The sequence below is a fragment of the Streptacidiphilus monticola genome, assembly GCF_042658505.1.
Taxonomy (GTDB): Bacteria; Actinomycetota; Actinomycetes; order Streptomycetales; family Streptomycetaceae; genus Streptacidiphilus; species Streptacidiphilus monticola.
In genome coordinates this window covers 115,217-141,484 of record NZ_JBHSQJ010000031.1, presented here as the reverse complement: position 1 = coordinate 141,484, position 26,268 = coordinate 115,217, and the positions used below count along the sequence as shown (strand labels likewise).

Here is a 26,268-nt window from a genome sequence, read left to right as displayed (position 1 = left end):
TACAACTCCGCGCACGGTACTGGCCGGAACGGCGGGTTTCCCCCGGAGGCGCGATCTTGTCAGCATGGCGGGCAACCGGGCGGCACGACGCACAGGAGGAGTGGTCATGGGCGGACCCCTGGAAGGGCTCCTGGTCGCCGACTTCAGCCGGGTGCTGGCCGGCCCGCTCGCCGCGGCCACCCTGGCCGACCTGGGCGCCACCGTCGTCAAGGTGGAGCGCCCCGGCGCCGGGGACGACACCCGGCACTGGGGGCCGCCCTTCGTGGACGGGACCGCGGCCTACTTCGACTGCGCCAACCGCAGCAAGCACGGCATGACCCTCGACCTCGGCGACCCCCAGGACGCCGCCCTGGCACGGGAGTTGGCCCGACGCGCGGACGTCCTGCTGGAGAACTTCAAGCCGGGCGGCCTGGCCCGCTACGGCCTGGACGACGCCAGCCTGCGCCCGGAGAACCCCGGGCTGGTCTACTGCTCGATCACCGGCTTCGGCAGCGGCAGCGACCTGCCCGGCTACGACTTCGTCGTCCAGGCGGTGGGCGGTCTCATGAGCATCACCGGCCCCGAGGGCGGCGAGCCGCAGAAGGCCGGCGTCGCGCTGGTGGACGTGCTCACCGCCAAGGACGCCGTCACCGCCGTACTCGCCGCGCTGCACCACCGCGGCCGGACCGGGCTCGGGCAGCGGGTCGAGGTCAACCTGCTCTCCTCGCTGCTGGGTTCGCTCGCCAACCAGGCCAGCGGCTTCCTCGCCACCGGCCGCCCGCCCCGGGCCCTCGGCAACCGCCACCCCAGCATCGCGCCCTACGAGACCCTGCGCTGCGCCGACGCCGAGCTGATCGCGGTGGCTTGCGGCAACGACGGCCAGTTCCGGGCGCTCGCCAAGGCGCTGGGCGCCCCCGAACTGGGCGAGGACCCGCGCTTCGCCACCAACGGCGCCCGGGTGACGCACCGTCAGGAGCTCGTGGAGGCCCTGGAGCAGCGGCTGGCCACGCGCCCCGCCGCCGCGTGGCAACGGCTGCTGACCGCCGCCGGGGTGCCCTGCGGACCCGTCAACGACCTGGCCGGGGCGTTCGCACTGGGCGCGGAGCTGGGCCTGGACCCGGTGGTTCCCGTCGGCGAAGGCCGGGTGCCGCAGGTGCGCAGTCCGCTGACGCTGGACGCCACCCCCGTCCGACCGCCCGTCGCCCCGCCGCGCCTGGGCGAGCACAATGACGCCGTACGCGCCTGGCTCGCCGGCCCGGCGGACGCGCCGCTGACCGACCATCTCCGACCGTCCACCCGCCTCCCCCAAGCTGAGGATCTGTGACATGGCTGCTCCCCTCGACCCCCGCGACCCGCTCGGCATCGACGACCTGCTGAGCGAGGAGGACCTCGCGGTCCGCGACACCGTCCGCGCCTGGTGCGCGGACCGGGTGCTGCCCCACATCGCCGACTGGTACGAGGCCGGCGAACTGCCGACGGTCCGTGAACTCGCCCGCGAGCTGGGCGGGATCGGCGCCCTGGGCATGCACCTGGAGGGCTACGGCTGCGCCGGGGCCAGCGCCGTCCAGTACGGCCTGGCCTGCCTGGAGCTGGAGGCGGCGGACTCCGGACTGCGGTCGCTGGTGTCCGTGCAGGGCTCGCTGGCCATGTACGCGATCCACCGCTGGGGCTCGGAGGAGCAGAAGCAGACCTGGCTGCCGCGGATGGCGGCGGGCGAGGTCATCGGCTGCTTCGGGCTCACCGAACCCGACCACGGCTCCGACCCCGCGTCGATGCGCACCAACGCGAAGCGGGACGGGGCGGACTGGGTCCTCAACGGCCGCAAGATGTGGATCACGAACGGCTCCGTCGCGGGCGTCGCGGTGGTGTGGGCGCAGACGGACGAGGGTGTGCGCGGATTCGTCGTCCCGACGGACACCCCCGGGTTCTCGGCCCCCGAGATCAAGCACAAGGGCTCGCTGCGGGCCTCGGTCACCAGTGAGCTGGTGCTCGACAACGTGCGCCTGCCCGAGGACGCGGTCTTCCCGGATGTGCGCGGCCTGAAGGGTCCGCTGTCCTGCCTGAACCAGGCCCGCTACGGCATCGTCTGGGGCGCGCTGGGCGCGGCGCGCTCCTGCCTGGAGACGGCCCGGGAGTACAGCCTGACGCGGGAGCAGTTCGGCCGCCCGATCGGCGGGTTCCAGCTCACCCAGGCCAAGCTGGCCGACATGTCGCTGGAGCTCAACAAGGGCTTGCTGCTCGCCCTGCATCTGGGCCGGCGGATGGACGCCGGGACGCTGCGCCCGGAGCAGGTGAGCTACGGCAAGCTCAACAACGTGCGCGAGGCGATCGAGATCGCCCGGACCGCCCGGACGATCCTGGGCGCGAACGGGATCTCCTTCGAGTACCCGATCATGCGCCACGCCAACAACCTGGAGTCGGTGCTCACGTACGAGGGCACGGTCGAGATGCACCAACTCATCGTCGGCAAGACCCTCACCGGCCTCGACGCCTTCCGCTGACCCCCGCCCCCGTCAGGGGCGCGAGGCTCCCCCACCCCTCCCCCAGCCTTCGGCCGGGGGTGCCCCCACCGCGAGCAACCCACCACTCGGGGAGGCCCGGCTCCGTGTGCGGGTCGAACCCCCGTGGGTGGTGGGCCGGTCGCGGTGGGGATACCTCCCGCCGTGGGGGCACCCCCGGCCGAACCGGGGGTGCGCAGGGGATCCTCGCGCCCCTGACAGGGGGCTGATGAAGGGTTAGAAGGTGACGCGGACCTTCAGGGCGGTGCGGTCGTCCATCGCGGCGTAACCCCCCGGCACCCCCTCCAGCCCCACGCTCATGTCGAACACCGGGGACGGGTCGATGACCCCCGCCAGCACGTCCTTCAGCAGCTCCGGAATGTACGCACGCGCCGGGGCCACCCCGCCCCGCAGAGCGACGTTGCGGTCGAACATCTGGTGGATGTCCACCCCCGCGCTCCCTCCGTGGGGCACGCCGACATAGCCGACGCTGCCGCCGTCCCTGGTCACGGAGATCGCCGTGCGCATCGACTCCTCCGTGCCGACGGCCTCCAGCACGGCGTGCGCGCCGACGCCCTTGGTCAGCTCGCGCACCGCCGCCACCGCCTCCTCGCCGCGCTGCGGGACGATGTCGGTCGCGCCGAAGCGGCGCGCGATCGCCGTGCGGGCCTCGTGGCGGCCCAGGGCGATGATCCGCTCGGCGCCCAGCCGCTTCGCGGCGAGGACGTCGCAGAGGCCCACCGCCCCGTCGCCGACGGCGGCGACGGGGGCGCCGGGGCGGGCGCCCGCGGCCAGCGCTGCGTGGTGGCCGGTGGCCATCACGTCGGACAGCGCCAGCATCGCGGTGAGCAGCCGCTCGTCCGACCGGGCGTCCTTGGGCAGCTTCACCAGGGTGCCGTCGGCGTAGGGGACGCGCACGGCCTCGCCCTGGCCGCCGTCGGAACCGACACTCCCCCAGAAGCCGCCGTGCGGGCAGGAGGTCTGCAGGCCCTCCGCGCAGAACTCGCAGGTTCCGTCGGACCAGACGAAGGGCGCGACGACCAGGTCCCCCACCGTGACTGACGTCACGTCAGCGCCGACCTCCTCGACGACGCCCAGGAACTCGTGACCGATCCGCTGGCCGGGCTCGCGCTTGGCGACGCCCCGGTAGGCCCAGAGGTCACTGCCGCAGATGCAGGCGAGGACGTTGCGGACGACGGCGTCGGTCGGCTTCTGGACCGCGGCGTCCGGCACCTCCTCCACCCGAACGTCCTTTGGCCCGTAAATCACCGTGGCGCGCATGCGATTTCACTCTCGTCGTGGTGCAGCGCCCCGTCCCGGCACGGGAACCCCCACCTCAGCGGCGGGAAGTGCCCGTGCCCCCGACGGGGCTGTCAGTAGTCACCCCTATTCTGAGTGACCGTGGAGGACAGCGACGAGTGGCCCGAGGCGTACCCGGCAGGCGGGTACGCCGTCGTGGACGTGGAGACGACCGGCCTGGCCGCTGACGACCGGGTCATCTCGATAGGCGTCTACGAGTTGGACCGCTTCGGTGTCCCGCAGGACCACTGGTACACCCTGGTGAATCCGGACCGGGATCCGGGGCCGGTGTGGATCCACGGGCTGACGAGCAGTCACCTGCGCGGCGCTCCACGCTTCCCCGAGGTGGCGGCCGAGCTGTCGGCGCGCCTGGCGGGCAAGGTGATGGTCGCTCACAACGCCCAGTTCGACTGGAAGATGCTCGCCCGCGAGTACGGCCGCGCCGCTCTGGAGATCCCCACCGAGCAGCGGCTGTGCACCGTGGTGCTCTCACGCGATCTCGCGCTGCCGCTCCCCAACCACCGACTGGCCACGCTCGCCGCGCACTTCGGCGTGGTGCCCGAGCGGGCCCACCACGCGCTCGACGACGCCCGGGTGCTCGCCGCCGTGTTCCGGCGCAGCCTCAAGCTCGCCGCGGCCGGCGGGCTGCGGCTGCCGCTGGTCAACTGCGTCATGCCGGTGGCGCTGCCCGAGGCGCTCGGGGAGATCCCGTCGCAGCGCCGGGCCGCCTGGTTCCGTCCCGCCCGGAGGCGTCCCGCCTGCCCGTATCCCAACCCCGGGCGCTGGCAGGCGTCCGGGCCGCTGGTGCAGGGCATGCGGGTGGCGATCACCGGGGACACGGCCGTCGACCGGGAGCAGCTCGAGGACCGGATGACCGAGGCCGGCCTGCACGTCGCCTCCTCGGTCTCCAGCCGTACCTCACTGCTCGTCACCAACGAGCCGGACAGCTGGACCACGAAGGCGCGCCGCGCCCGCGAGATCGGCACCCCGGTGGTGGACGAGGCGGCGTTCCTGCAGCTGCTGCGCGACGTCCGGCCGCAGAGCTGACCCCCGCTCCCGGGCGGCGGGAGTCCGGGAGGTACCGTTTCGGGGTGTTCCGCATCCTGCTCACCCGGCGCTGGGTCGCACTGACCCTGCTGTTCCTGGCCCTCATCCCCGCCATGGTCTGGCTGGGGCAGTGGCAGTTCCACCGCTACGAGCAGTCCAAGGCGAGCACCAGGCTCACCGACGCCAACGTGCGCGCGGCCGCCGTCGGCGTGGAGTCGCTCAGCTCGCCGGGGGTGGTGATCCCGCAGCGCGAGATGTACCGGCACGCGACGGCGACCGGGCACTACGACACCGCGCACGAGTTCGTGGTCCGGCACCGCACCGACTCCTCCGGCGACATCATCGGCTTCTACGTGGTCACCCCGCTGGTGCTGGACGACGGCAAGGAGATCCTGGTCAACCGCGGCTGGATCTCCCCGGGGAACACCACCGGCACCGAGTACCCCGCGGTCCCGGCCGCGCCGACCGGAACGGTGACGCTGGACGGCCTGTTCCGTCCGGACGAGACCAGCGCGCTCACCGGCATCCGGGACGTCAAGGGCCTGCCCGACCGGCAGTTCATGCTGATCAACAGTCAGGAGCAGGCCCGGCGCACCGGGGAGACGCTGCTCGCCGGGTACCTGGAGCTCAACCGCACCACCCCGGCACCGCGCGGCGCCCAGCCGGAGACCGTCCCGCAGCCGCAGGACGCCACCGGCGGCATGGCCGTCGTCGGCAAGGGCGTGCACCTTCCCTACGCCGTGCAGTGGTGGGTCTTCGCCGCGCTGGTCCCCGTCGCCTGGTGGTTCCTGTTCCGCCGCGAGTGGAAAGCCTCGCGAACGTCCTGATGCCGCCCGCCGCTTCGTAGCACGATTGACTCCATGCCTGGACGCATCGAGGACTACGCACTGATCGGAGACCTCCAGACCGCCGCCCTGGTCGGTCGGGACGGCTCCATCGACTGGCTCTGCCTGCCCCGCTTCGACTCCCCCAGCTGCTTCGCGGCCCTGCTCGGCGGCGACGAGCACGGCCACTGGCGGCTCTCCCCCGTCGGCAGCGGAGCCCGGCCCACCCGCCGCTACATCGGCAACTCCCTGGTCCTGGAGACCGTCTGGGAGACCCCGACCGGGAGCTGCCGGGTCATCGACTTCATGCCGCAACGGGACAGGACCCCCGACGTCATGCGCATCGTCGAGGGCATCTCCGGCACCGTGCGGATGACCGGGGAGCTGCGGCTGCGCTTCGACTACGCGCGGATCATCCCCTGGGTGCGTCGCACCGACCACCACCGGGTGGCCGTCGCCGGCCCCGACGCGGTGTGGCTGCGGGCCGGCCCGGGAGTGCGGACGAAGGGTCAGGACTTCGCGCACTTCGCGGAGTTCACCGTCCACGAGGGCGAACGGCACCCGTTCGTGCTGAGCTGGCGGCCCTCGCACCTGACCCAGCCGCCCCGGCAGGACCCCGACCAGGCGCTCGCCGCGACGCTGGCGGACTGGGAGAAGTGGGCCTCGCAGTGCACCTACGAGGGTCCCGACCGGGACCTGGTGCTGCGTTCGCTGATCATCCTCAAGGCGCTCACCTACGAGCCGACCGGCGGCATCGTCGCCGCGGTGACCGCGGGACTGCCCGAGCAGATCGGCGGTGAGCGCAACTGGGACTACCGCTTCTGCTGGCTGCGCGACTCCACGATGACCCTCGGCGCGCTGCTGCGCGCGGGCTTCCGGGACGAGGCCGAGGCCTGGCACGACTGGCTGCTGCGCGCGATCGCCGGCGACCCGGCCGACCTGCAGACCATGTACGGCGTCGCGGGCGAGCGCCGACTGCCGGAGATCGCCGCCGACTGGCTGCCGGGCTACGAGAGCTCCCGCCCGGTCCGCTTCGGCAACGCGGCCGTCAACCAGCTCCAACTCGACGTGTACGGCGAGGTCCTGGACACCCTCTACCTGGCCCACTGCCACGGCATCACCATGGAGCGGCATGTCTGGGGCCTGGTCCGGAAGCTGCTGGAGTACCTGGAGGAGCACTGGAGCGACCCGGACGAGGGCCTGTGGGAGGTGCGCGGCCCGCGCCGGCACTTCGTCCACTCCAAGGTGATGTCCTGGGTGGCCTTCGACCGCGCGGTCCGGCTCGCCGAGGAGACCGGCCTCCCGGGCCCCGTCGAGCGCTGGCGGGAGCTGTGCGGGATCATCCACGCGGACGTGTGCGAGCGCGGCGTCGACCACGAGCGCGGCGTGTTCACCCAGTACTACGGAGGCAAGGAGCTGGACGCGGCGACGCTGTTCACGGTCATGACCGGCTTCCTGCCGCCGAGCGACCCCCGGGTGGTCAACACCGTCCGCGCCGTCCGCGACGAACTCGACGAGGGCGGCTTCGTCCGCCGCTACTCCCTGCCCGCCGAGGGCACGTCGGCCGTGGACGGGCTGCGCGGCGAGGAGGGCGCCTTCCTCGCGTGCTCGTACTGGCTGGCGACGGCGCTGCTGCAGATCGGCGAGAAGGAGGAGGCGCAGGACCTCTTCACCCGGGTGAGCGCGCTGGCCAACGACCTCGGCATGATCTCGGAGGAGTGGGACGCCGAGAGCGGCCGCCAACTCGGCAACACCCCGCAGGCGTTCACCCATGTGGCGCTGGTCGACACGGCCTTCCAACTGGCGGGCCACGGAAGGGATCCGAGGATCGTCTGATGGACCTGGGACTGCAGGACCGCGTCTACGTCGTCACCGCCGCCACCCGCGGCCTGGGCTACGCCACGGCGGAGCAGCTGCTCGCCGAGGGAGCCCGCCTGGTGGTGACGGGGCGCTCGACCGAGTCGGTCGAGGACGCCGTGGCCCGGCTGGGCGATCCCGCCCGCGTCGTCGGCCTGGCCGCCGACAACGGCGACCCGGCGACGGCGCAGGCGCTGGTCGACACGGCGGTGGCGGCCTTCGCCCGCCTGGACGGCGTGCTCATCAGCGTCGGCGGCCCACCGGCGGGCGGCGTCCGGGAGGTGACGGACGATCAGTGGCGGGACGCGTTCGAGTCCGTCTTCCTCGGCGCGATCCGGATCGCCAGGACCGCCGCCCCGGTGCTGGAGGCGGGCGGCGCGATCGCCTTCGTGCTGTCCGGCTCGGTGCGCGAACCCATCGCGGGCCTGGCCGTCTCCAACGGTCTGCGACCGGGCCTGGCGATGGCCGCAAAGACGCTGGCCAACGAGCTGGGCCCGCGCGGGATCCGGGTCGTCAGCCTGCTGCCCGCGCGGATCGAGACGGAGCGGGTGGCCCATCTGGACTCCCTGGCACCGGACCCCGCCGCGGCGCGGGTCGCGGCGCAAGCCGCGATTCCGCTCCGCCGGTACGGCGAGCCCGCCGAGTTCGGCCGGGTGGCGGCCTTCGTCCTGTCCCCCGCGGCCGGCTACCTCACGGGCCTCACCCTCCCCGTCGACGGCGGCGCCCTCCACGGCCTCTGAGCCCCCGTCACCCCTCGACGACACGAAGCGCCTTCAGGGGCGCGGGGAACTGCGGGACCAGCCCACCACCCACGGAAGTGCGTCCCGCACATGGGATCAGCCCTCCCCGGGTGGTGTGCTGCTCGCGCTGGGGGCACCTCCCGCCGAAGACTGGGGAAGGGTGGGCGATTCCTCGCGCCCCTCAAGGGGCTCAGTCGCCGATTCCCGCGAGGTCGCGCAGGCGGCGCACCTGGGCCGCCCGCTCCGCGGCGGACTGTTCGTCGAGGGTGCGGGCGCCTGCGCCCGCCAGCAGGGCCTTGGTCTCGATCAGCGCGTTCCGGGGGGCGGCCAGCAGCGCCGCGGCCAAGTCCCGTGCCGCCGCGTCCAGTTCGCCCCTCGGCACGCTCACGTTCGCGAGCCCGAGGCGCACCGCCTCGTCCGCGTGGACGTACCGGCCCGTGCCGCAGATCTCCAGCGCCCTGGCCGGGCCCACCAGATCCACCAGCGGCTTGGTCCCGGTGAGGTCGGGCACCAGGCCCAGCGCCGTCTCCTTCATGGAGAACTGCACGTCCTCCGCCACCACCCGCAGGTCACAGGCGAGCGCCAGCTGGAACCCGGCGCCGATGGCGTGGCCCTGGACGGCGGCGATGGTGACCAGGTCGGCGCGGCGCCACCAGGTGAAGCCGGCCTGGTACTCCGCGATGACGGACTCGCCGTCCGGCCGCTTCGCGATCTCGACGAAGCTGACCTCGCCGGGGATGCCCTCCGGCGCGAAGGCCGCGCGGTCCAGGCCCGCGGAGAAGGAGACACCTTCCGCGCGGAGCAGGACGACCCGCACCGTCCCCGGCAGCGCGCTGCCGATCTCGGCGAGCGCGCGCCAGAGGGCCGGCGTCTGGGCGTTGCGGCGGTCAGGGTGACAGAGGGTCACCGTGGCCAGGGTGTCCGCCACTTCGAGGCGGACACCTGCTTGCTCCCAGCGCGCGGCAGCATCGACGGTGTCGGTCACGGCAGTCCTCCAGAGCTCGGCCGGAATTCAGCATGCGTAGCTACTGGAGAGTAACGAGGGCGACGGCTCTCGTCACCCCTGGGGTTCGCTCGGGACGCTGCCGCTCAGGACGCGGCAGCGGCCTTCGCCTTGCCGCGAGTGGCGCCGCCGCGGCCGCGCAGGTTCACTCCGGACTCGCTGAGCATCCGGTGCACGAAGCCGTAGGAACGGCCCGTCTCCTCCGCCAGCGCACGGATGCTCGCACCGGAGTCGTACTTCTTCTTGAGCTCGGTCGCGAGCTTCTCCCGCGCCGGTCCGGTCACTCGGCTGCCCTTTTTCAGAGTCTCGGCCACCCGTGCCTCCTCGTAGCAGTGCTCTGTCGGAATCCCATGATCACCCATGGGGGCCCCGCTGGCCACCCATTCGACAAGGTCCCCCCGTCGATTCCGGGAGCGCGCACCGGGCCGCGCGCCCCGCCAGGCGGCCCAATGGCCGCCGGTACGGGAACGAACCATTCCCTGACGAACCGTGAATCGGCAGATCAGACGGGGTATTTGGGGATTACACGGGATACTCCGACCGGGTTGCCGCCAAGAGCGTCACCCGGCGCGGCGGATCTTCGCGATATGAACTCTTCTGGTCCAGATGCATGATCCGCCGCCGACGGATTCAGGAGCAATGCAATGTTTCGCTCCTGAATCAATTCACGCGAGCGACACGAGATCCGCGTAACTCTCGTTCCAGAGATCCTCGACACCGTCCGGGAGCAGGATGATCCGCTCCGGCTGGAGCGCGTCCACCGCGCCCTCGTCGTGGGTCACCAGGACGACCGCGCCGGCGAAGGAGCGCAGCGCGCCGAGGATCTCCTCGCGGCTGGCCGGGTCCAGGTTGTTGGTCGGCTCGTCGAGCAGCAGCACGTTGGCGCTGGAGACGACCAGGGTGGCGAGGGCCAGTCGGGTCTTCTCGCCGCCGGAGAGCACTCCCGCCGGCTTGTCCACGTCGTCGCCGGAGAAGAGGAAGGAGCCGAGGATCTTGCGGACCTCGACCAGGTCCAGGTCCGGGGCCGCGGAGCGCATGTTCTCCAGGATGGTCCGGTCCGGGTCCAGGGTCTCGTGCTCCTGGGCGTAGTAGCCGATCTTCAGCCCGTGGCCGGGGACGACCTGGCCGGTGTCGGGCTGCTCCACGCCGGCGAGCATCCGCAGCAGCGTGGTCTTGCCCGCGCCGTTGAGGCCGAGCACGACGACCCGGGAGCCCTTGTCCACGGCCAGGTCGACGTCGGTGAAGATCTCCAGGGAGCCGTAGGACTTGGACAGCCCCTCGGCCGTGAGGGGGGTCTTGCCGCAGGGGGCCGGCTCGGGGAAGCGGAGCTTGGCGACCCGGTCGCTCTGCCGCACGTCCTCCAGGCCGGACAGCAGCTTCTCGGCGCGGCGGGCCATGTTCTGGGCGGCGACCGTCTTGGTGGCCTTGGCCCGCATCTTGTCGGCCTGCGCGTTGAGCTGCGCGGCCTTCTTCTCGGCGTTGGCCCGCTCGCGCTTGCGGCGCTTCTCGTCGGCCTCGCGCTGCTGGAGGTAGAGCTTCCAGCCCATGTTGTAGACGTCGATGGTGGCCCGGTTGGCGTCCAGGTAGAAGACCTTGTTGACGACCTCGTCCACGAGGTTGATGTCGTGGGAGATGACGATGAAGCCGCCCTTGTAGGTCTTCAGGTAGTCCCGCAGCCACAGGATCGAGTCGGCGTCCAGGTGGTTGGTGGGCTCGTCCAGCAGCAGCGTGTCGGAGTCCGAGAACAGGATCCGGGCCAGCTCGACGCGGCGGCGCTGGCCGCCGGAGAGGGTGTGCAGCTGCTGGGTCAGGATGCGGTCCGGCAGCCCCAGCGCGGCGGCGATGGTGGCGGCCTCGGCCTCGGCGGCGTAGCCGCCCTTGGTGAGGAACTCCGTCTCCAGGCGGGAGTACTTCTTCATCGCCTGGTCGCGGGTGGCGCCCTTGCCGTTGGCCATCTTGTCCTCGGCGATGCGCATCTTGCGCAGCACCTCGTCGAGACCGCGGGCGGAGAGGATCCGGTCCCGGGCCAGCACGTCGAGGTCGCCGGTGCGCGGGTCCTGCGGCAGGTAGCCGACGGGACCGGACCGGGTCACCGTGCCGGCGGCGGGGATGCCCTCGCCCGCGAGCACCTTGGTCAGCGTCGTCTTGCCGGCGCCGTTGCGCCCGACCAGACCGATACGGTCGCCCGCGGCGACCCGGAAGGAGGCGTTCTCCAGCAGGATGCGGGCGCCGGCGCGCAGTTCGACGTTGCTGGCGGCGATCATGGCGAGGCTGCTCCCGGACGTACTGGCGCCTGCGAGGCGCGGGCAAACTCGTCCAGTCTAACGGGCGGTGCAAAGCGGTTTCGGCTGCCGGACGGCGCCGGGCAGGTCCGGGACGGCCGCACCGGTCGCCGGATCCACCAACATGCCTCGCAGCAGCGGTCCCTGACACAGTGCCAGGGACCCGCCGGTCCCGAGGACCGGGCGGACGTCGGGCCCCGAGTCCCGCTTCCAGACGCGTCCGTCGGCGGTGAAGGCGTCCACGGCGGACGGGCCGTCGCCGGGGCAGGAGCGGGCGACCACGAGCGTCCCGTCGTCCAGGCTCACGCTGTGGGCGGGGACGTAGGAGCAGCCGGGCGGCGGCAGGGTATCCGTGCGGATGGTGCCGTCGTCGGTGTTGTAGGCGACGAACAGGCCCGAGGTGACCGCGAGGAACGTTTCCCCACCGGGGCTGGCGTGCAGCAGCGGGCGGCCGCCCTCGTCGATCTTGATGAACCGGTGCCAGCGGATCTCTGGGGCGCCCGGGGTGACGCCGGTGAGCATGCCGTCCGACCAGGCGACCAGGGCGACCTCGTGCGCGAGCGGGACGATGCGGGTCGGCGTCGAGCCGGGACGCCGGTAGGTCCAGGCGGTGACGCCGGTGGTGTCGTCGTACCCCTGTACCGCGTCGCCGTGGAGGCGGACCGCGTCCGCGGGGACGCTGGTGCTGTGCGCGGCGAGATCGTCCCCGAACGGGGCGGGGCGGTGCGCCCGGGCAGCGGCCCCGAGGACCGCGACGAGCGCGGCCAGGAGGAGGGCGACGACGACAGTTCGCATGCGCCCACGGTAGGCGCAGCCCGGTACCCCCCGCAGGCTACGCGCCGTTCTGTAGCAGACGTGCTACACACCGCCCCGGGCGGCGCCTTTGGGGCCCTGCAGGGCGAGGGGTCAGCGGGGCTGGAAAGCGATGAGCGCCGCGCCCGCCAGGGCGACGAGCGCACCCGTCATGTCCCACGGAGTGGGCCGGTAGCCGTCGACGACGACCGCCCAGGCCAGGGAGCCCAGGATGAAGACCCCGCCGTAGGCGGCGAGGACCCGGCCGAACGCGGCCGACGGCTGCGCCGCGGCCAGCAGGCCGTAGGCCGTGAGCGCGGCGGCGCCGCCCACGGCGAAGAGCCAGCCGCGGTGGTCCCTGACGGCCTGCCAGATCAGCCAGCAGCCCCCGATCTCGGCGAGCGCGGCGACCAGGAACAGGACGACGGAACGGGTGACGGTCACCCGGACACGATACGGGCCGCCTTCCGCAGCCACGGCGCGCGCCGCTTCGCCCAGTCCCGCAGCGCCCGGTCCGTGCGCAGCAGGGCGACCCGCAGCCGCACCGCCGGCCCGCGGCCGAGCAGCAGGCGGGCGTTCTGCGAGCGTTCCGGACGCCACCGCTGCTTGTAGGGCTCGTCGCCGCGCAGCAGGTTTATCTCCACCATCCCGCTGCGCAGCGCATGGGCCAGGTTCTCCCCGAACAGCATCCCGGCGATGTCCAGCCGCTCCCGGGCGCTCGGATGCACGCCGTAGAAGTACAGCGCCGCGATCCCCCGGGCCATCAGCTCCAGGTCCACGGCGATCAGTCGGCCGTCCAGCTCGTACTCGTGCATCGCCGCGCGGCCCCGGGCGGCGAGGGCCACCGCCGAGCGGCGCAGGTGCGCGGCGAAGCGTTCGCGCAGGTGCTCCCGGGTGACGCCGCGTCCGGTCCACTGGAGCGCGTGCAGGGCCAGCAGCCGGTCCACCGCCTGCGGCATCTCGGCGGCCGGCACGTCGCGGACGACGACACCCGCCGCCGCCAGCTTGCGCAGCTTGACCCGGGTCCGCTGGGCGGTCCGCCCCGGCAGCCTGCGCAGCAGGTCGTCCATGGGCAGGCCGGGCAGGTGCTGGCAGAGAGAGTCCGGGAGCTCCGCCGCCCGGCCGGGCCAGTGGGCGGCCAGCAGTCGGGCCGAGGCGTCGGCGCGGACCTCACGCAGGTCCAGCGTCGCCCAGGGGGCGCGCAACTGCCGTGCCAGCGCCCGGGCCAGCACGGGGGCGGCCTGCTCGGCGTGCTCGGGGTCGATCAGCACGTCGTGGAAGTCGGTGAGCCCGACGCCGATCGGGCGCAGGCCGCCGGGGCCGCGCATCAGCGGGGCCAGGGCGACCAGTCGGCCGTCGGGCCGACGGACCGTCACCACCCGGAGCCGGCCGGGGCGGCCGTAGCTCTGCCACCAGGAGGCGAGCCACCCATGGCTCTGGAAGGGGGTGGCCCCGGCGCTGCGTTCGACCAGCTGCTCCCAGTCCTCCGCCAGGGCGTCCAGCTCCTGCTGGTCCGTCAGCACGTGCGCCTGGAGCACCGGTTCAGGCCTCCACCGGCTGTGCCGCCGCCGCGGGCGTGGCGTGGCGCGGGCCGGGGACGGCTGCGGTCGCCGCCCGGCCGGGGCGGACCAGCAGCACCAGACCTCCCAGCAGCAGACCCGCCGCGGCGCCGACTGCGGTGTCCAGCGCGGCCGAGGGCGAGCTGGGCTTCTCGGGGGCGGCGGCCTTGGCGAAGGTCACCAGCTGCACGCCCGTCTGCTTGGCCGCCGCGTTGCCGAAGGCGACCAGCGAGGACGCCGCCGCGTTGGCCTCGGCCGCCGCGCTGTCGGCCCGGCCGGCGGTGCCGGTGAGCTGGATCAGCGGGGCGTCGGGCGAGGTGGTCGCCTCCAGGTGGGACGCCAGCTCTCCCGGCGTGAGCCGGGTCTGCGCGGCGGCCCGGGCCAGCACGTCCGGCTGGCCGACGATCCTGCCGTACGCCTGGGCGAAGTTGACGGCCGCGGAGCCGCCGTTCGGGGCGACCACCATGACATAGGCGCTGGCCTGGTACTGCGGCTGCGCCTGGGCCGCGTAACCGGCTCCGGCCGCGGCGCCGAGCGGTACCGCGACGGCCAGCGGCCACCAGCGCAGCAGGCCGCGCCGGCGCGGGGCCGCCCCGGCCTCGTCGCGGTCCGACGCGCGGTCAGGCGCGGGATCGGGGGCGCGGTCAGGCATGGATCTCCTCCGTGGTCTGCGGTCGGGCTTCCCTGTCCAACGCGCGTGGCGGCGGAACGTCACCCAGCAGCGTCCGGTAGAGGGAGGCGAGCTTCGGCGCGATGCGCGCCACGTCGTAGTCCTGCAGCACGTCCGGCGGGCGGCGGCCGTGGGCGGGCGCGGTCATCAGCTCGGCCGCGGCGGCGGCGTAGGCGGCGACGGTGGCGGGCAGCCGGGGGGCCTGCGGGATCTCCTCCGGCGGCAGCCCGGCCAGCGCCGGACCGTTGGTCCACAGCACCGGCAGGCCGGCGGCGAGTCCTTCCAGCAGCACCAGGCCGAAGGTCTCGCCCTCCGAAGGGGCCGCCAACGCGTCCATCGCGTACAGCATCTCGGGAACGTCCGCGCGCTCGCCCGCGAAGACCACGCGGTCGGCTACGCCCAGCCCGGCCGCGAGCCGCTGCAGCGGCTCGCGTTCCGGACCGGCGCCGACCAGCAGCAGCCGGGCCCGCTCCGGCAGTTGCGCCAGCACCCGCACCAGCAGGTCGAAACGCTTGCCCGGGACCAGCCGGCCGACACCGCCCAGTGTCCAGGACTCGCCGGGGATGCCCAACTCCTCGCGCAGGAGCAGCCGTTGTGCCGCCCGGGCGGAGGCCGGCACCAGGTGCCGGGCCAGGTCCACGCCGTTGGGCAGCACGGTGATCCGGTCCCGCGGGATTCCCCAGGCGGCCAGGTGGCCCGCGGTGTCCGGGGATACGGCGACCGTCATCCGGCCGAGCCGCTCCGTGGCGCGGTAGAGGAGCCGCGCGCCCGCGTTGACCCGGCGGCCCTCCAGGACGTCGCCCAGCAGCGAGTGCTCGGTGGCCAGCACCGTCCGCACGCCGGCGAGCCGGGCGGCGGGTCGGCCGTAGACGCAGGCCCGGTAGAGGTGGCAGTGGACCAGGTCGGGGCGGGCGGCCCGGATCTCGCGGGTGAGCCGGCGCAGCGCGGCGACGTCGCGGTTGCCGCGCATGCCCAGGTGCGCCACCCGGATCCCGTCCGCGCGCAGCCCGTCGGCGACCACGCCGGGGTTGGTCAGAGCGACCACCTCGCTGTGCACTCCCTCGGGCATGTGCCGTAGCAGCAGCCGGAGTTGCTGCTCGGCACCGCCCGCGTGCAGTCCGGTGATCACATGCAGGACCTTCACTGCTCCTCCTGTCCCTGCGGCCCGAGGCCGCGCGCGCAGCGGTGGTTGCGCCGCCGGTGGCGCAGGTGCTTGGCGCGCAGCCGCAGGGCGCCGTCGCGCTGGCCGACATAGCTGCGCGGCAGCGCCCAGCGACCGGTGAACGGCGAGTGGCAGATCGCCACCGCATAGTCGTAGCCCGCATCCCGGACCGCCTCGACCGCCTCGGCACCGTGGGCGCCGTAGGGGTAGCAGAAGCCGGCCACCGGCGCCCCGAGCACGTCCTCCAGCACCTCCCGGCTGCGCCGGGCCTCGTGCCGCAGGGCCTCCCGGTCGCTGCCGTCCATGCGCAGGTGGGTCAGCGAGTGGGAGCCGATCTCCCAGCCCGCGCGGGCGAGTTCGCGCACCTGAGGGGCCGTCAGCAGGCGACGGCGCGGGCCCTCCGCGTCCCAGGAGTTCCAGCCGCCGAGCTGTCCGGCGACGACGTAGGCAGAGGCGGTGAAGCCCAGCCGGTCCAGCACCGGCAGTACGGACCGGGGAAAGTCGGCGTAGCCGTCGTCGAAGGTGATGCCGACCAGCCCCTCGGCACGGCCCTCGCGCTGGGCGCGGACCAGCTCCGCCATGGCGACGCCCCGGCGGCCGGTGCGGGCCAGCCACTCCATCTGTCGGGTGAACCGCTCGGGGTCGACGGTGAGTTGGTAGGGGTCGTCCTGGCGTCCGGCGGAGACGGAGTGGTACATCCACACCCACGGGTAGCTCGGCCCCAGCTCGGCGGCCGCCTCGTCGGGCACCGGGCGCAGGTGCCGGGGCGGGCCCGGCCGCAGCGGGGTCCTGGGCAGTCGTTCGGTGGCCATCGGTACTCCACTCCTGTCAGGCGGAGGCAGCGGGCCGCAGACGGCGGCGCACGACTGCCAGCGGAACGGCGAGCTCGGGGGCGCGCAGCAGCAGCGCCGTCGCCGTGAAGGCCGCGAGCCCCGCTGCCGATCCGGACAGCAGGGACAGCGCGGCGGGTGCGGGCAGGGCGGCCCCGGCGAGCGCGGCGCCGGTCCCGGCGAGGGCCGCCACCAGCAGTCGCGCCTGGCCGCCGAGCACGGTGCCCAGCCGCACCCGCACCCCGCGGGCGCGCAGTGCCTGCAGCAGCAGGACGGCAGTGAGCGTGATCCCGGCGGCGTTGGCCGCGGCCAGGCCCACGGCTCCCAAGCGCGGAGCGGTGGCGGTGCCCACCCCGGCGGTGACGACGAGACCGAGGGCCATCGCGGCGAGCGGGTACCAGTCGCTGCGCTCCAGCCGCCGCTTGCCGACCCCGAAGCTGACCACCGGCCGGACCGCGAGGAAGGGCCGGATCAGCGTGCCGACCATCGCCTGGCCGAGCAGACCGAGGCTGTAGACGCGCATGACGGAGGCGGTGGCGGCGGTGTCGGCGGCGGTGAACTGGCCGCGCTCGAACAGCAGTTGCACCAGTTGGGGAGCGCAGGCGACCAACACGACGGTGCCTGCGAGGACCACCAGCGCGGCGAATCCCAGGTCCCGCTCGACCCGGTCCCGGGCCGCTTCCGCGTCCCCCTCGGCCAGCGCGCGGGCGACGACCGGAAACGACACGATGCAGACCATCAGGCCCGCGATCATGACCGTCTGGGCCACCTTCTCGGCGTAGTTGAGGTGCGAGATGCTGCCCGGCGGCAGGGAGCTGCCCAGGTACCGCTCGATGAAGACCTGCGCCTGTCGGGACAGGGTGAACAGCATCACCGGCAGCAGCACCCACGGGCTGACCTCCAGCCGGGTGGCCGCCTCGGCACTGCGGCGCCGGGGCTGACGCCGCGTCAGGGCCGCGAAGCGGGAGACCCGGCGGTTGAAGTCGGGCAGCAGCACGGCCACCATCGCCATGCTGCCGACCGCGACGCCCAGGGCGGCGGCCCGGATGCCCAGGCTGCCGTGCAGGGTGGTCATCACCGCCAGGATGCCGAGGTTGTAGGCGATGTAGACGGCCCCGGCGGCGGTGAAGCGGTGGTGGGCCCGGAGCCCGGCGGCGAGGTAGCCGACCAGCCCGAACGGGAGCACGGTGAGGGCGGTCAACCTGGTGCAGACCACGGCGAGGCCGGGGTCGGCGAGCCCCGGCGCGAGCAGGTGGACCAGCGCGGGCGCGCCGAGCGCGACCACGCCGGACACGGCGGCGAGGCTGAGCGCCAGCCACGGCAGCGTCGCGAGGACGAGCGCGCGGAGCGGGTCGCCGCCGCCCTGCCGAGTCTCCTTGCGGGCGGCGAGGGCGGCGCTGAACGCCGGGACGGTGAGGAACGCCATGGCGTCCTCGATCAGCAGGGGCGCGGCGGTCTCGGGCACGGTCCAGGACACGAGAAAGGCGTCCGTGGCGGAGCCGGCGCCGAAGAGGCGCGCCAGCAGCAGGTCCCGGAACAGCCCCAGTGCCGACCCGCCCACGCTGAGGAGGAAGGTCACGCCGACGGCCCTGGCCAGGAACCCCTTGGCGGGCCTGCGGGCTGACGCCTCCTCAGCCCGCTGCTCGGTCAGCGTCATGCGGGCTCCCCCTCGTCCGCGCGCCCGCCGCTCGCGGCGGCGAGCCCGAGCACCAACGAGATCAGCACGGTCGTGGTCCCCCCGATGTCCGCATACAGAAAGTCCACGAGCTGCCACAGCAGCAAGCCCCCCGCCCCCAACGCCAGCCCCCGCCCCGGCATCCAGCGCACGCGACGCGCCAACGGCTCGGCCACGGACCGGGCGGAGCCCGGGTCCGAACCCAGCCCCCGGCCGGCATCCCCGACCGGCGCAGCCGACGCACCGCCATCCCCACCCGAAGGACCAGGCACACCGCCGCCTGCGGTCGCGACGCGGCCAGCACCGGGCCAGCCGGAGTCCACGCCCCCGGACACCACCCGCGCCTCCACCGCCGCGCCGGACCGGCCGTGGCCCGGGTCCGAACCCAGCCCCCGGCCGGCATCCCCGACCGGCGCAGCCGACGCACCGCCATCCCCACCCGAAGGACCAGGCACACCGCCGCCTGCGGTCGCGACGCGGCCAGCACCGGGCCAGCCGGAGTCCACGCCCCCGGACACCACCCGCGCCTCCACCGCCGCGCCGGACCGGCCGTGGCCCGGGTCCGAACCCAGCCCCCGGCCGGCATCCCCGACCGGCGCAGCCGACGCACCGCCATCCCCACCCGAAGGACCAGGCACACCGCCGCCTGCGGTCGCGACGCGGCCAGCACCGGGCCAGCCGGAGTCCACGCCCCCGGACACCACCCGCGCCTCCACCGCCGCGCCGGACCGGCCGTGGCCCGGGTCCGAACCCAGCCCCCGGCCGGCATCCCCGACCGGCGCAGCCNGACGCGGGCCGCCGCCTCGGGGTGGACCGGGCGGAGACCTCGGCGAGGAGGCCGAGGAAGAGGGCGGCGAAAGCCGCGAGGCCCAGGAGGCCGTCCTCGGAGAGGAGGAGGAGATACATGTTGTGGGGCGACAGCAGCGGCTCCTTCGCGAAGGCCGCGCCCGCGCCCATGGTGTCGCTGCCGGAGGAGAGCCGCAGTGGTGCGTGGGCGTCGCGGTAGGAGGGGAACTCCTTCGGGCCGACCCCGGTCGCCGGGTGGTCCTGCCAGATCCGGCGGGCCGTCGTCCACAGGTCGTAGCGGTCGCTGACGGAGTGGTCGGGCGCCGAGCTCACCGAGCCGATGCTGGCGACCCGGGCCATCACCGCGGCGCCGCCCACCCCGAAGCCCCCGACCAGCACCACCGCCGCCGCCAGGGCGAACACCAGCCCGCGCAGCGCGAGTCGGAGGTCCGCGGCCACCAGCGTCACCACCAGCGCCACGCCCGTCGCGATCCAGCTACCCCGGCTGAAGGAGACGGCGAGCGGCACCACGAGGAAGCCCGAGGCCGCGCCGAGCACCAGCGCCTCCCGCCCGCGCCCGGCCGCACGGGCGCGCAGGGCCAGCGCGACCGCCGCCAGCAGGCCGTAGCTGACCACGACCGACATCGCCATCACGTCCTGGACCCCGAAGGTCCCCACCGCCCGTTGCGTGACGCCCTCGTACGAGGCCCCTGTCAGCGTCGCGAACTGCCAGGCCCCGATGGCACCTTCGACCAGAGCGGCCGCCACGAAGGCCCGCAGCACCAGCACCCGGTCCCGCTCCTCGCGCAGCGCCAGCAGCACGGCCAGCGGCACCACCACGAAGACCTGCACCAACCGCACGAAGCCGGACAGACTCTGGTGCGGGTCCTGCGAGGCCGCCGTCGCGACCGCCACCGCGACCAGTACGCCGCCGAACAGCAGGCCGTGCCGCAGCCGCAGCAGCGGCCCGCTCCCCGCTCGCAGCGCGCGCACCGCGCCGATGCCGACCACGCCCACGAGCGCCAGCGACCCGAGGTCCGCCGGGGTGACGTGCACGGCGGCGGTGACGTCCTTGTCGCCCGTGGGCACGCAGACCAACAGCACGGTCAGCGCGGCCAGATGGGCCGGGCGCAGGCCGGCCGCCAGCGCGCGGGCGCGGGACCGGGGCAGGGCGGCGATCAGGGTCACGGCAGGTCAGCTCCCGGAGGTCCGGAGCACCGCGACCACGGTCTGCAGCAGGATCTTGACGTCCTGCCAGAGGCTCCAGCTCTCGATGTAGTGGTTGTCGAAACGGGCCCGGTCCTCGATCGAGGTGTCCCCGCGCAGGCCGTTGACCTGGGCGAGGCCGGTGAGCCCGACGGGCACCCGGTGGCGGTCCCGGTAGCGCGGGTAGTCCTGGGCGAACTGCATGGCGAAGTAGGGGCGTTCGGGCCGTGGGCCGACCAGGCTCATCTCTCCGCGCAGGATGTTCCACAGCTGCGGCAGCTCGTCCAGCGAGGACTTGCGCAGGAACCTGCCGACGGGGCCGAGCCGGTGGTCGTTGGAGATGTTCCACTTGGTCGCCGACTCGTGCTCGTTGACCGGCCGCAGGCTGCGGAACTTCAGCACGGTGAACACCTGTCCGTCCAGGCCCACCCGTTCCTGACGGAAGATCACCCCGGGGCCGCCCTCCAGCCGGACGGCCAGGGCGCAGGCGGCCAGTACCGGGGACAGGAGCAGCAGCGCGCTCGCGGCGACGAGGATGTCCACGCCGCGCTTGACCGCCCACGACGGCCGCTGCATCGGGCCCGGGCCGAGCCGCAGGCAGGGCAGTCCCCACAGGTGGTCGCCGTGGTCGGGGCGGCGGTTGCCGTACTCCAGGGTGCCGAACTCCGGGAGCCCGGGCACCAGCCAGACCTCGCACTCGTGCCGGACGGCGGTGCGCAGCACGTGCGTCGAGTCGGCGTCGCCCGCGCCGCTGGGGGTGAGGATGACGTCGCGGATGCCGCGCATCAGCAACTCCCGCTCCAGCTGGGCCGGGGGGCCGAGGACCGGCACCGGGGAGTCGGCCGGCAGCAGGATCGGGTCGCGGTCCAGATAGCCGACGGGCCACAGCCCGTACTCGCGCCGCTCCAGCAGCGCGGCGGCGACCTTCTGGCCGATGTGGCCCGCCCCGGCGATCAGCACCGGCCGGGGGCGCCGCCGCCGGGTGGCCCGCAGGGCGGCGTGGACCACCGCACGGGCGACCACGTCGAGCAGCAGCATGGCCAGCAACAGTCCGGCCAGGGTCGGGAGTTCGGTGGGCAGACCGGGCGCCCACGGCACCTGGGGCAGGCGTTCGACCATCACCGTGAAGCCGACCGCGACGGCGCCGCGCCTGACGATCACGGGGACGTCGTCGAGCGCCGAGGGAAGCAGCCGGGTCCGGTAGAGGCCGCCGCCCGCGAAGAGCAGCAGCACGAGCGGGGCGAGCAGGACGAACGACCGCAGCCCTAGCCGCGGGTCGATCCAGCGGACGAGCACCACAGCGCCGGCGACGGAGAGCAGGTCCGCCCAGACCAGCGCGCCCGGACCGCCGGGGAGTTCACCGGTGCCCGCCGGCGGGGCGGCGGTGGTGACAGCGCGGCGCGGGACGAAAAGCCGCGCCGTACCCTGCGCGGCGGTGGTCTCCGAACAGAGCGGCAGGCCCTCGTTGTCGATGGTGGTCATCCGCGCCCAATCTCCCCTGGTGCTCGCCTGTTCAGGTAAGCAATGAAGCAGACAAAGCGGACATTACAGAAATCACTTCGCTGTGCACCGAAAGCGCTTGGCGCGGCTCGCCCTTTCACACCGTTGACGAATTAGTCAGACTTTCCCGGGCCGGATCCCCCTGAACGGGCAACTGCCGCCGCAGTTCCGCGTACACGCGTGCGACGGCGGCACAGGATTCGGACAACCGGTGCCGCTCCGCGACCCGGGCCCGCGCCTGCGACCCGAGCCGACGACAGCGGTCCAAGTCCGCCAGCATGTGCGAGATCCCGGACGCGAGTTCGACGATGTCCCCCACGGCGAGCGGGAGTTCCGACTCGCCCAGGCACTCGCGCGCCCCCGGCACGTCGGTCAGCAGGACCGGCCGCGCACAGGCCATCGCCTCCAACGGGGCCAGCGCCATGCCCTCCCACCGCGAGGGCTGCACCACCAGGTCCGCCGCGGCGTACCAGTCGCGCGGATCGGGCACAGCGCCGGCGAACCGCACCCCCGGCAGGCCCTCGGCCTGCCGCTCCAGCTCCTCCCGGTCGGGGCCGTCGCCCACCAGGGCCAACTCGGCGTCCGGCAGCGCGGCCCGGACCCGCGGCCAGGCCCGCAGCAGCAGGTCCTGCCCCTTCTGCCGGCAGAGCCGGCCGACGCAGACCACCAGCCGGGCCTCCCCGCGCACCCCCAGCTTCCGCCGCGCGTCGCGCGGCGCGGGCAGCACGGCCGGGTCGAAGCGGCCGATGTCAACTCCGTTCCGTACCACGGTGTACGGCGCCCGCACGCCCCGCTGCAGACCGCGGCTGCGCTCCACCTCGCTGACGCAGACCAGCCGGTGGGTCCAGCGCGCGGCCCACCGCTCCCAGCGGGTGACCACATCGGTCAGCGGACCGGAGGTGGCCTCGAAGGACCAGGCGTGCGGCTGGAACACGGTCGGCACCCCGCCCCGCACGGCGAGCCGCCCCGCCAGCCCCGCCTTGGAGCTGTGCAGGTGCAGCACGTCCGGCCCGACCTGCCGCACGATGCCGCGCAGCGCCCAGGCCTCCCGCCCCAGTGCCCGCCAAGGACTGCGCACGGCCGGCCAGTTGACGACGGCGGCACCGGCGTTGCGGGCGTCGGCCCCCAGGAACCCCTCGTCCGGGCAGGCCACGACGACCCGGTACCCGGCCGCGACCTGCGCCCGCACCAGATCCACGACGACGCGGGCCACCCCGCCGTCCACGGGTTGGGAGACGTGAAGGACCGTCAGCGAGTTCACAGGAGACACGAATCGTGAACCTAGGCCCCTACGGGCCTGGACTATGCCCACTTTCACTCCCCAGGCGTACACCTTCCACTCGCACGAGTGACCTTTCGGGGGCGCGAGGAACTGCGCGAGCAACCCGCCCCCGGGGAGGTCCGACCCCACCTGCGGGACGGACCTCCCCGGGTGGCGGGTTGGTCGCGCGGTTCCTCCCCCAGCCTTCGGGCCGGGGGCACCCCCACGCCTTTCGCGGGGCGCTCAGTCGTCGAGCCGGTGGCTCAGGTGCAGGTCGCGTTCCGTGTGGCCGTCCTCCAGGCGCAGGGCCGTCGCCACCGGCGGGTATCCGCTCGCGATCACGGTGTACTCCCCCGGCTCCAGGTCGGTGAACCTGAACTGCCCGTCCACCCCGGTCGTTTGGGCGGCCACCACCGCGCCGGAGGCGTCCAGCAGGGTGACCCGAGCGTCGGCCACCGGCGCCCCACCGGTCGTGCGGACCGTCCCCTTGAGCGTCCCGCTGCCCGCCATGGTCACGTCCTGGCGGGTCTCCCCGGCCGGTGTCACCTCGACGGTCAGCGCCGCCGGGCGGTACGCCCGGGCGCTGACGGCCAGCGTGTAGCGGCCGGACACCAGGTCCCGGAAGGCGTACTCGCCGTCCGCGTCCGCGTGCGTCGTGGCGACGACCTCGCCGCGCGCGTCCGTCAGCGTGACCGCCGCGTCGGGCACCGGCGCGCCCTCGGTGCTGCGCACCGCGCCGGACAGCCGGCCGGTACCGCCGAGGACGACGTCGAGGTCCACCGGGCGGCCGCCCACCGTCACGGTGACCGCCTGGGGCTGGTGCCCGCTCGCGGCGGCGATCAGCACGTAGTTGCCGCTGCGCGGCGCGGCCAGGGCCCAGCGGCCGTCGCTGCCGCTGCTGGTGCGGGCGACCTGGCGGCCGTCCATGTCCACCAGCGTCAGCACCGCCCGGGGCACCGCCGCGCGGTCGGGCTGGAGCACCGCGCCGGACACGGGGGTGCCGGACTGCTGTGCGGGAACGCTGGGTTGACCCGGCTGCGGGGCCGCGGCGTCGGCGGCGGCCGGAGGCTGCTCCGAGGCTGCGTGGGTGACCAATGGTTTCTCCTTCAGCAGGAAGGCCAGCAGGAAGCCCAGCACCAGCACCGGTGCCAGGTAGAGGAACACACGCGGCATCGCGGCCGCGAAGGAGTCGATGTACGCCGTGCGCAGCGGGACCGGCAGCGAGCGGACCAGTTGCGGGGTGATCGAGTCGGTGGGCGGCGCGCCCGCGCCACCCCCCGGCAGGCGGTGCGCCAGTTCGTGCGTCAGGCGGGAGTTGAACAGGGTGCCGAAGACCGCCGCGCCGACCGAACCGCCGATCTGGCGCAGGTAGTTGTTGGCGGAGGTGGCCGCGCCGATGTCCTGCGGGCGGACCGAGTTCTGCACCGCCAGCACCAGCACCGGCAGCACCAGGCCCACCCCCAGCCCCAGCACGGCCATGGCCACGCTCTGCACCGGGTAGCTGGAGTGCACGTCGAGCCGCCCGAGCAGCACCATGCCGAGCACCGAAAGGGCCCCGCCGACGATCGGGTACGCGCGGTAGCGGCCGGTCCGGCTGATCAACTGCCCGGTGCCGATGGAGGCCAGTACGATGCCGCCCATCATCGGCAGCATCTTCAGTCCCGAGGTGGTCGCGCTCGCGCCGTCCACCATCTGCAGGAAGCTGGGCAGGTAGCTGGCCGCGCCGAAGAGCGCCACGCCGACCACGACGCCGATGCCGCCGGCGACGTTGAACACCCCGTCGCGGAACAGGTGCAGGGGGATCACCGGCTCCGCCGCCCGCCGCTCGGCCAGGGGGAAGAGGGCGAGCGCCAGCACCGCGCCGCCGATCAGCCCGAGGACGACCGGGGAGCCCCAGGCGTACTGGCCGCCGCCCCAACTCGTCGCCAGGACCAGGCAGATGCCCATGGCCGCGAGCAGCGCCGAGCCGGGCAGGTCGAGCCGGGGCCGGCGTTCCTGCCGCGGGGGCCGGGTGAGCACGAGCGAGATGACGGCCAGGGCCAGCACGCCCAGCGGCAGGTTGACGTAGAAGCACCAGCGCCAGCCGGGCCCGTCGGTGAACCAGCCGCCGAGCAGCGGCCCCGCCACCGAGGAGAGCCCGAACACCGCGCCGATCAGGCCCATGTAGCGGCCGCGTTCGCGCGGCGACACGATGTCGGCGATGATCGCCTGCACACCGATCATGAGTCCGCCGCCGCCGATGCCCTGCACGGCGCGGAAGGCGATCAGCTCCGTCATGCTGTGCGACCAGCCGGCCAGCGCGGAGCCGATGAGGAAGACGACGATGGCGAACTGGAACACCGGCTTGCGCCCGAAGAGGTCGCCCAGCTTGCCGTAGAGCGGCAGCCCGACGGTGGACGCCAGCAGATAGGCGGTCACCACCCAGGACATGTGCTCCAGGCCGTGCAACTCGCCCACGATCCGGGGCAGCGCGGTGGCCACGATGGTCTGGTCGAGCGCGGCCAGCAGCAGCGCGAGCATCAGGCCCGCGAACACCAGCCGTACCCGCGCGGGGCCGGCCCGGTGCTCCGGCCCGCGGTCGGCGACGGATTCCCCACCGGTGTGCACGGTCTCGGCGTGCACTGCTTCGAGCACGGACATGCGGGGATCTTTGCAGTGCGCACCCTTCGCCAGGGCGCGAGCAGATCATCAGCCCGGCGCGGCTGACCGTCCGTCAACCTGCATAAATGTGGCCCCATATCGACAAATTGCCGAAGCTGCCGAAATGCGAAATCACCCGAAGGTGTGGCTCCCCGGCCCGACCGGACGAACGGCTCCCGGGCCGGGGGCGGGTGACCACTCAGGCGACGGCCGCGGCGAGGCGGCCCAGGACCTCGTCGTGGATGCGGTTGAGGCCCTTGGGGGCGAAGGTGCGTTCGAAGAAGCCGCCGATGCCGCTCGCGCCGGTCCAGGTGGTCTCCAGGACGACCTTGGCGCGGCCCTCGCCGGCCGGGGTGACCGTCCAGGTGTTGACGAGCGTCGAGTTGGCGTCGGTCTCCACCAGGCGGCCCGGGGAGGGCTCGGTGACGGTGAACAGGCAGTCGCGCACGCGCTTCTCGGTGGCCTGCAGCTTCCAGTGCACCTGCGTGCCGGCGCCGGTGCCCCCGGCGCGGACCTCGTACTCGCTGTACTGGGCGGGCAGCAGGGTCGGGCGGGTGGTCCGGTAGTCGGCCAGGGCGTCGAAGACCTTCTCCGGCGAGGCGTCGACCACCCGCTCGGTGACGGCGTAGACCTGACCCATGGGGTGCTCCTTGCGTTG

21 protein-coding genes are annotated in these 26,268 nt (G+C 73.8%); 6 read left to right on the top strand and 15 right to left on the bottom strand.

Translation table 11 applies throughout. The annotated features are described in order from the left end of the window. The first annotated feature begins 106 nt into the window (after positions 1-106). The gene (locus tag ACFP3V_RS08930; protein ID WP_380581663.1) at positions 107-1,303 is read left to right on the top strand and encodes a CaiB/BaiF CoA transferase family protein; all 1,197 of its coding nucleotides are present in this window, start codon (positions 107-109) and stop codon (positions 1,301-1,303) included. Position 1,304: 1 nt separating this feature from the next. Beyond that, positions 1,305-2,480 (top strand): acyl-CoA dehydrogenase family protein, encoded by a 1,176-nt coding sequence (locus ACFP3V_RS08925; protein ID WP_380581661.1) that lies wholly within the window; start codon positions 1,305-1,307, stop codon positions 2,478-2,480. A 234-nt stretch (positions 2,481-2,714) separates the two neighbouring features. Here ACFP3V_RS08925 and ACFP3V_RS08920 read toward each other — a convergent pair whose 3' ends face one another. Beyond that, positions 2,715-3,758, bottom strand: coding sequence for a zinc-dependent alcohol dehydrogenase family protein (locus tag ACFP3V_RS08920; RefSeq protein WP_380581659.1), 1,044 nt, complete (start codon positions 3,756-3,758; stop codon positions 2,715-2,717). A gap of 114 nt (positions 3,759-3,872) precedes the next feature. Between ACFP3V_RS08920 and ACFP3V_RS08915 the strand changes: the two genes are divergently transcribed. Genes ACFP3V_RS08915 through ACFP3V_RS08900 form a run of 4 tightly spaced genes read left to right on the top strand, consistent with a single transcriptional unit; the run spans position 3,873 to position 8,244 of the window. Then, positions 3,873-4,823 carry a DEDDh family exonuclease gene (locus ACFP3V_RS08915; protein ID WP_380581657.1) on the top strand — a complete coding sequence of 317 codons (951 nt, stop codon included), beginning with the start codon at positions 3,873-3,875 and terminating at the stop codon, positions 4,821-4,823. Between the two features lie 44 nt (positions 4,824-4,867). Continuing rightward, positions 4,868-5,650 (top strand): SURF1 family cytochrome oxidase biogenesis protein, encoded by a 783-nt coding sequence (locus ACFP3V_RS08910; RefSeq protein ID WP_380581655.1) that lies wholly within the window; start codon positions 4,868-4,870, stop codon positions 5,648-5,650. 33 nt (positions 5,651-5,683) lie between these two features. Further along, positions 5,684-7,483 carry a glycoside hydrolase family 15 protein gene (locus ACFP3V_RS08905; RefSeq protein WP_380581653.1) on the top strand — a complete coding sequence of 600 codons (1,800 nt, stop codon included), beginning with the start codon at positions 5,684-5,686 and terminating at the stop codon, positions 7,481-7,483. Then, entirely contained in the window at positions 7,483-8,244 is a 762-nt protein-coding gene (locus ACFP3V_RS08900) for an SDR family oxidoreductase (RefSeq protein ID WP_380581651.1), read from the top strand. Before ACFP3V_RS08905 ends, ACFP3V_RS08900 begins: the two co-directional genes overlap by 1 nt. Positions 8,245-8,434: 190 nt before the next feature. Here ACFP3V_RS08900 and ACFP3V_RS08895 read toward each other — a convergent pair whose 3' ends face one another. The 14 genes from ACFP3V_RS08895 to ACFP3V_RS08830 form a co-directional block, all read right to left on the bottom strand. After that, the gene (locus ACFP3V_RS08895) at positions 8,435-9,229 is read right to left on the bottom strand and encodes an enoyl-CoA hydratase/isomerase family protein (RefSeq protein WP_380581649.1); all 795 of its coding nucleotides are present in this window, start codon (positions 9,227-9,229) and stop codon (positions 8,435-8,437) included. Between the two features lie 104 nt (positions 9,230-9,333). Continuing rightward, entirely contained in the window at positions 9,334-9,561 is a 228-nt protein-coding gene (locus ACFP3V_RS08890) for a helix-turn-helix domain-containing protein (protein ID WP_380581646.1), read from the bottom strand. Between the two features lie 351 nt (positions 9,562-9,912). Beyond that, complete coding sequence (locus ACFP3V_RS08885; RefSeq protein ID WP_380581643.1) at positions 9,913-11,511, bottom strand: ABC-F family ATP-binding cassette domain-containing protein; 1,599 nt, start codon at positions 11,509-11,511, stop codon at positions 9,913-9,915. 57 nt (positions 11,512-11,568) lie between these two features. Next, positions 11,569-12,324 (bottom strand): PQQ-binding-like beta-propeller repeat protein, encoded by a 756-nt coding sequence (locus tag ACFP3V_RS08880; RefSeq protein WP_380581640.1) that lies wholly within the window; start codon positions 12,322-12,324, stop codon positions 11,569-11,571. A gap of 111 nt (positions 12,325-12,435) precedes the next feature. Continuing rightward, the gene (locus ACFP3V_RS08875) at positions 12,436-12,765 is read right to left on the bottom strand and encodes a YnfA family protein (RefSeq protein ID WP_380581638.1); all 330 of its coding nucleotides are present in this window, start codon (positions 12,763-12,765) and stop codon (positions 12,436-12,438) included. Then, positions 12,762-13,859 carry a GNAT family N-acetyltransferase gene (locus ACFP3V_RS08870; protein WP_380581636.1) on the bottom strand — a complete coding sequence of 366 codons (1,098 nt, stop codon included), beginning with the start codon at positions 13,857-13,859 and terminating at the stop codon, positions 12,762-12,764. Before ACFP3V_RS08870 ends, ACFP3V_RS08875 begins: the two co-directional genes overlap by 4 nt. Positions 13,860-13,863: 4 nt before the next feature. Beyond that, positions 13,864-14,532 carry a YveK family protein gene (locus ACFP3V_RS08865; protein WP_380581634.1) on the bottom strand — a complete coding sequence of 223 codons (669 nt, stop codon included), beginning with the start codon at positions 14,530-14,532 and terminating at the stop codon, positions 13,864-13,866. Continuing rightward, positions 14,525-15,694 (bottom strand): glycosyltransferase, encoded by a 1,170-nt coding sequence (locus ACFP3V_RS08860; protein ID WP_380581632.1) that lies wholly within the window; start codon positions 15,692-15,694, stop codon positions 14,525-14,527. The genes ACFP3V_RS08865 and ACFP3V_RS08860 overlap by 8 nt, the downstream gene beginning before the upstream one ends. Next, complete coding sequence (locus tag ACFP3V_RS08855; protein ID WP_380581630.1) at positions 15,691-16,524, bottom strand: polysaccharide deacetylase family protein; 834 nt, start codon at positions 16,522-16,524, stop codon at positions 15,691-15,693. Before ACFP3V_RS08855 ends, ACFP3V_RS08860 begins: the two co-directional genes overlap by 4 nt. 16 nt (positions 16,525-16,540) lie before the next feature. Next, positions 16,541-19,648: a lipid II flippase MurJ gene (locus ACFP3V_RS08850; RefSeq protein ID WP_465270095.1), complete on the bottom strand. Its 3,108-nt coding sequence runs from the start codon at positions 19,646-19,648 to the stop codon at positions 16,541-16,543. A 549-nt stretch (positions 19,649-20,197) separates the two neighbouring features. Then, positions 20,198-21,691, bottom strand: a complete 1,494-nt coding sequence (locus ACFP3V_RS08845) for a sugar transferase (RefSeq protein WP_380581626.1) — start codon at positions 21,689-21,691, stop codon at positions 20,198-20,200. Positions 21,692-21,806: 115 nt separating this feature from the next. Then, positions 21,807-22,979, bottom strand: a complete 1,173-nt coding sequence (locus ACFP3V_RS08840; protein WP_380581624.1) for a glycosyltransferase — start codon at positions 22,977-22,979, stop codon at positions 21,807-21,809. A gap of 234 nt (positions 22,980-23,213) precedes the next feature. Further along, positions 23,214-25,610: an MFS transporter gene (locus tag ACFP3V_RS08835; protein ID WP_380581622.1), complete on the bottom strand. Its 2,397-nt coding sequence runs from the start codon at positions 25,608-25,610 to the stop codon at positions 23,214-23,216. 199 nt (positions 25,611-25,809) lie between these two features. Beyond that, on the bottom strand, positions 25,810-26,250 hold the full coding sequence (locus ACFP3V_RS08830) for an SRPBCC family protein (RefSeq protein WP_380581620.1): 441 nt from the start codon (positions 26,248-26,250) through the stop codon (positions 25,810-25,812). Positions 26,251-26,268 lie beyond the last annotated feature (18 nt).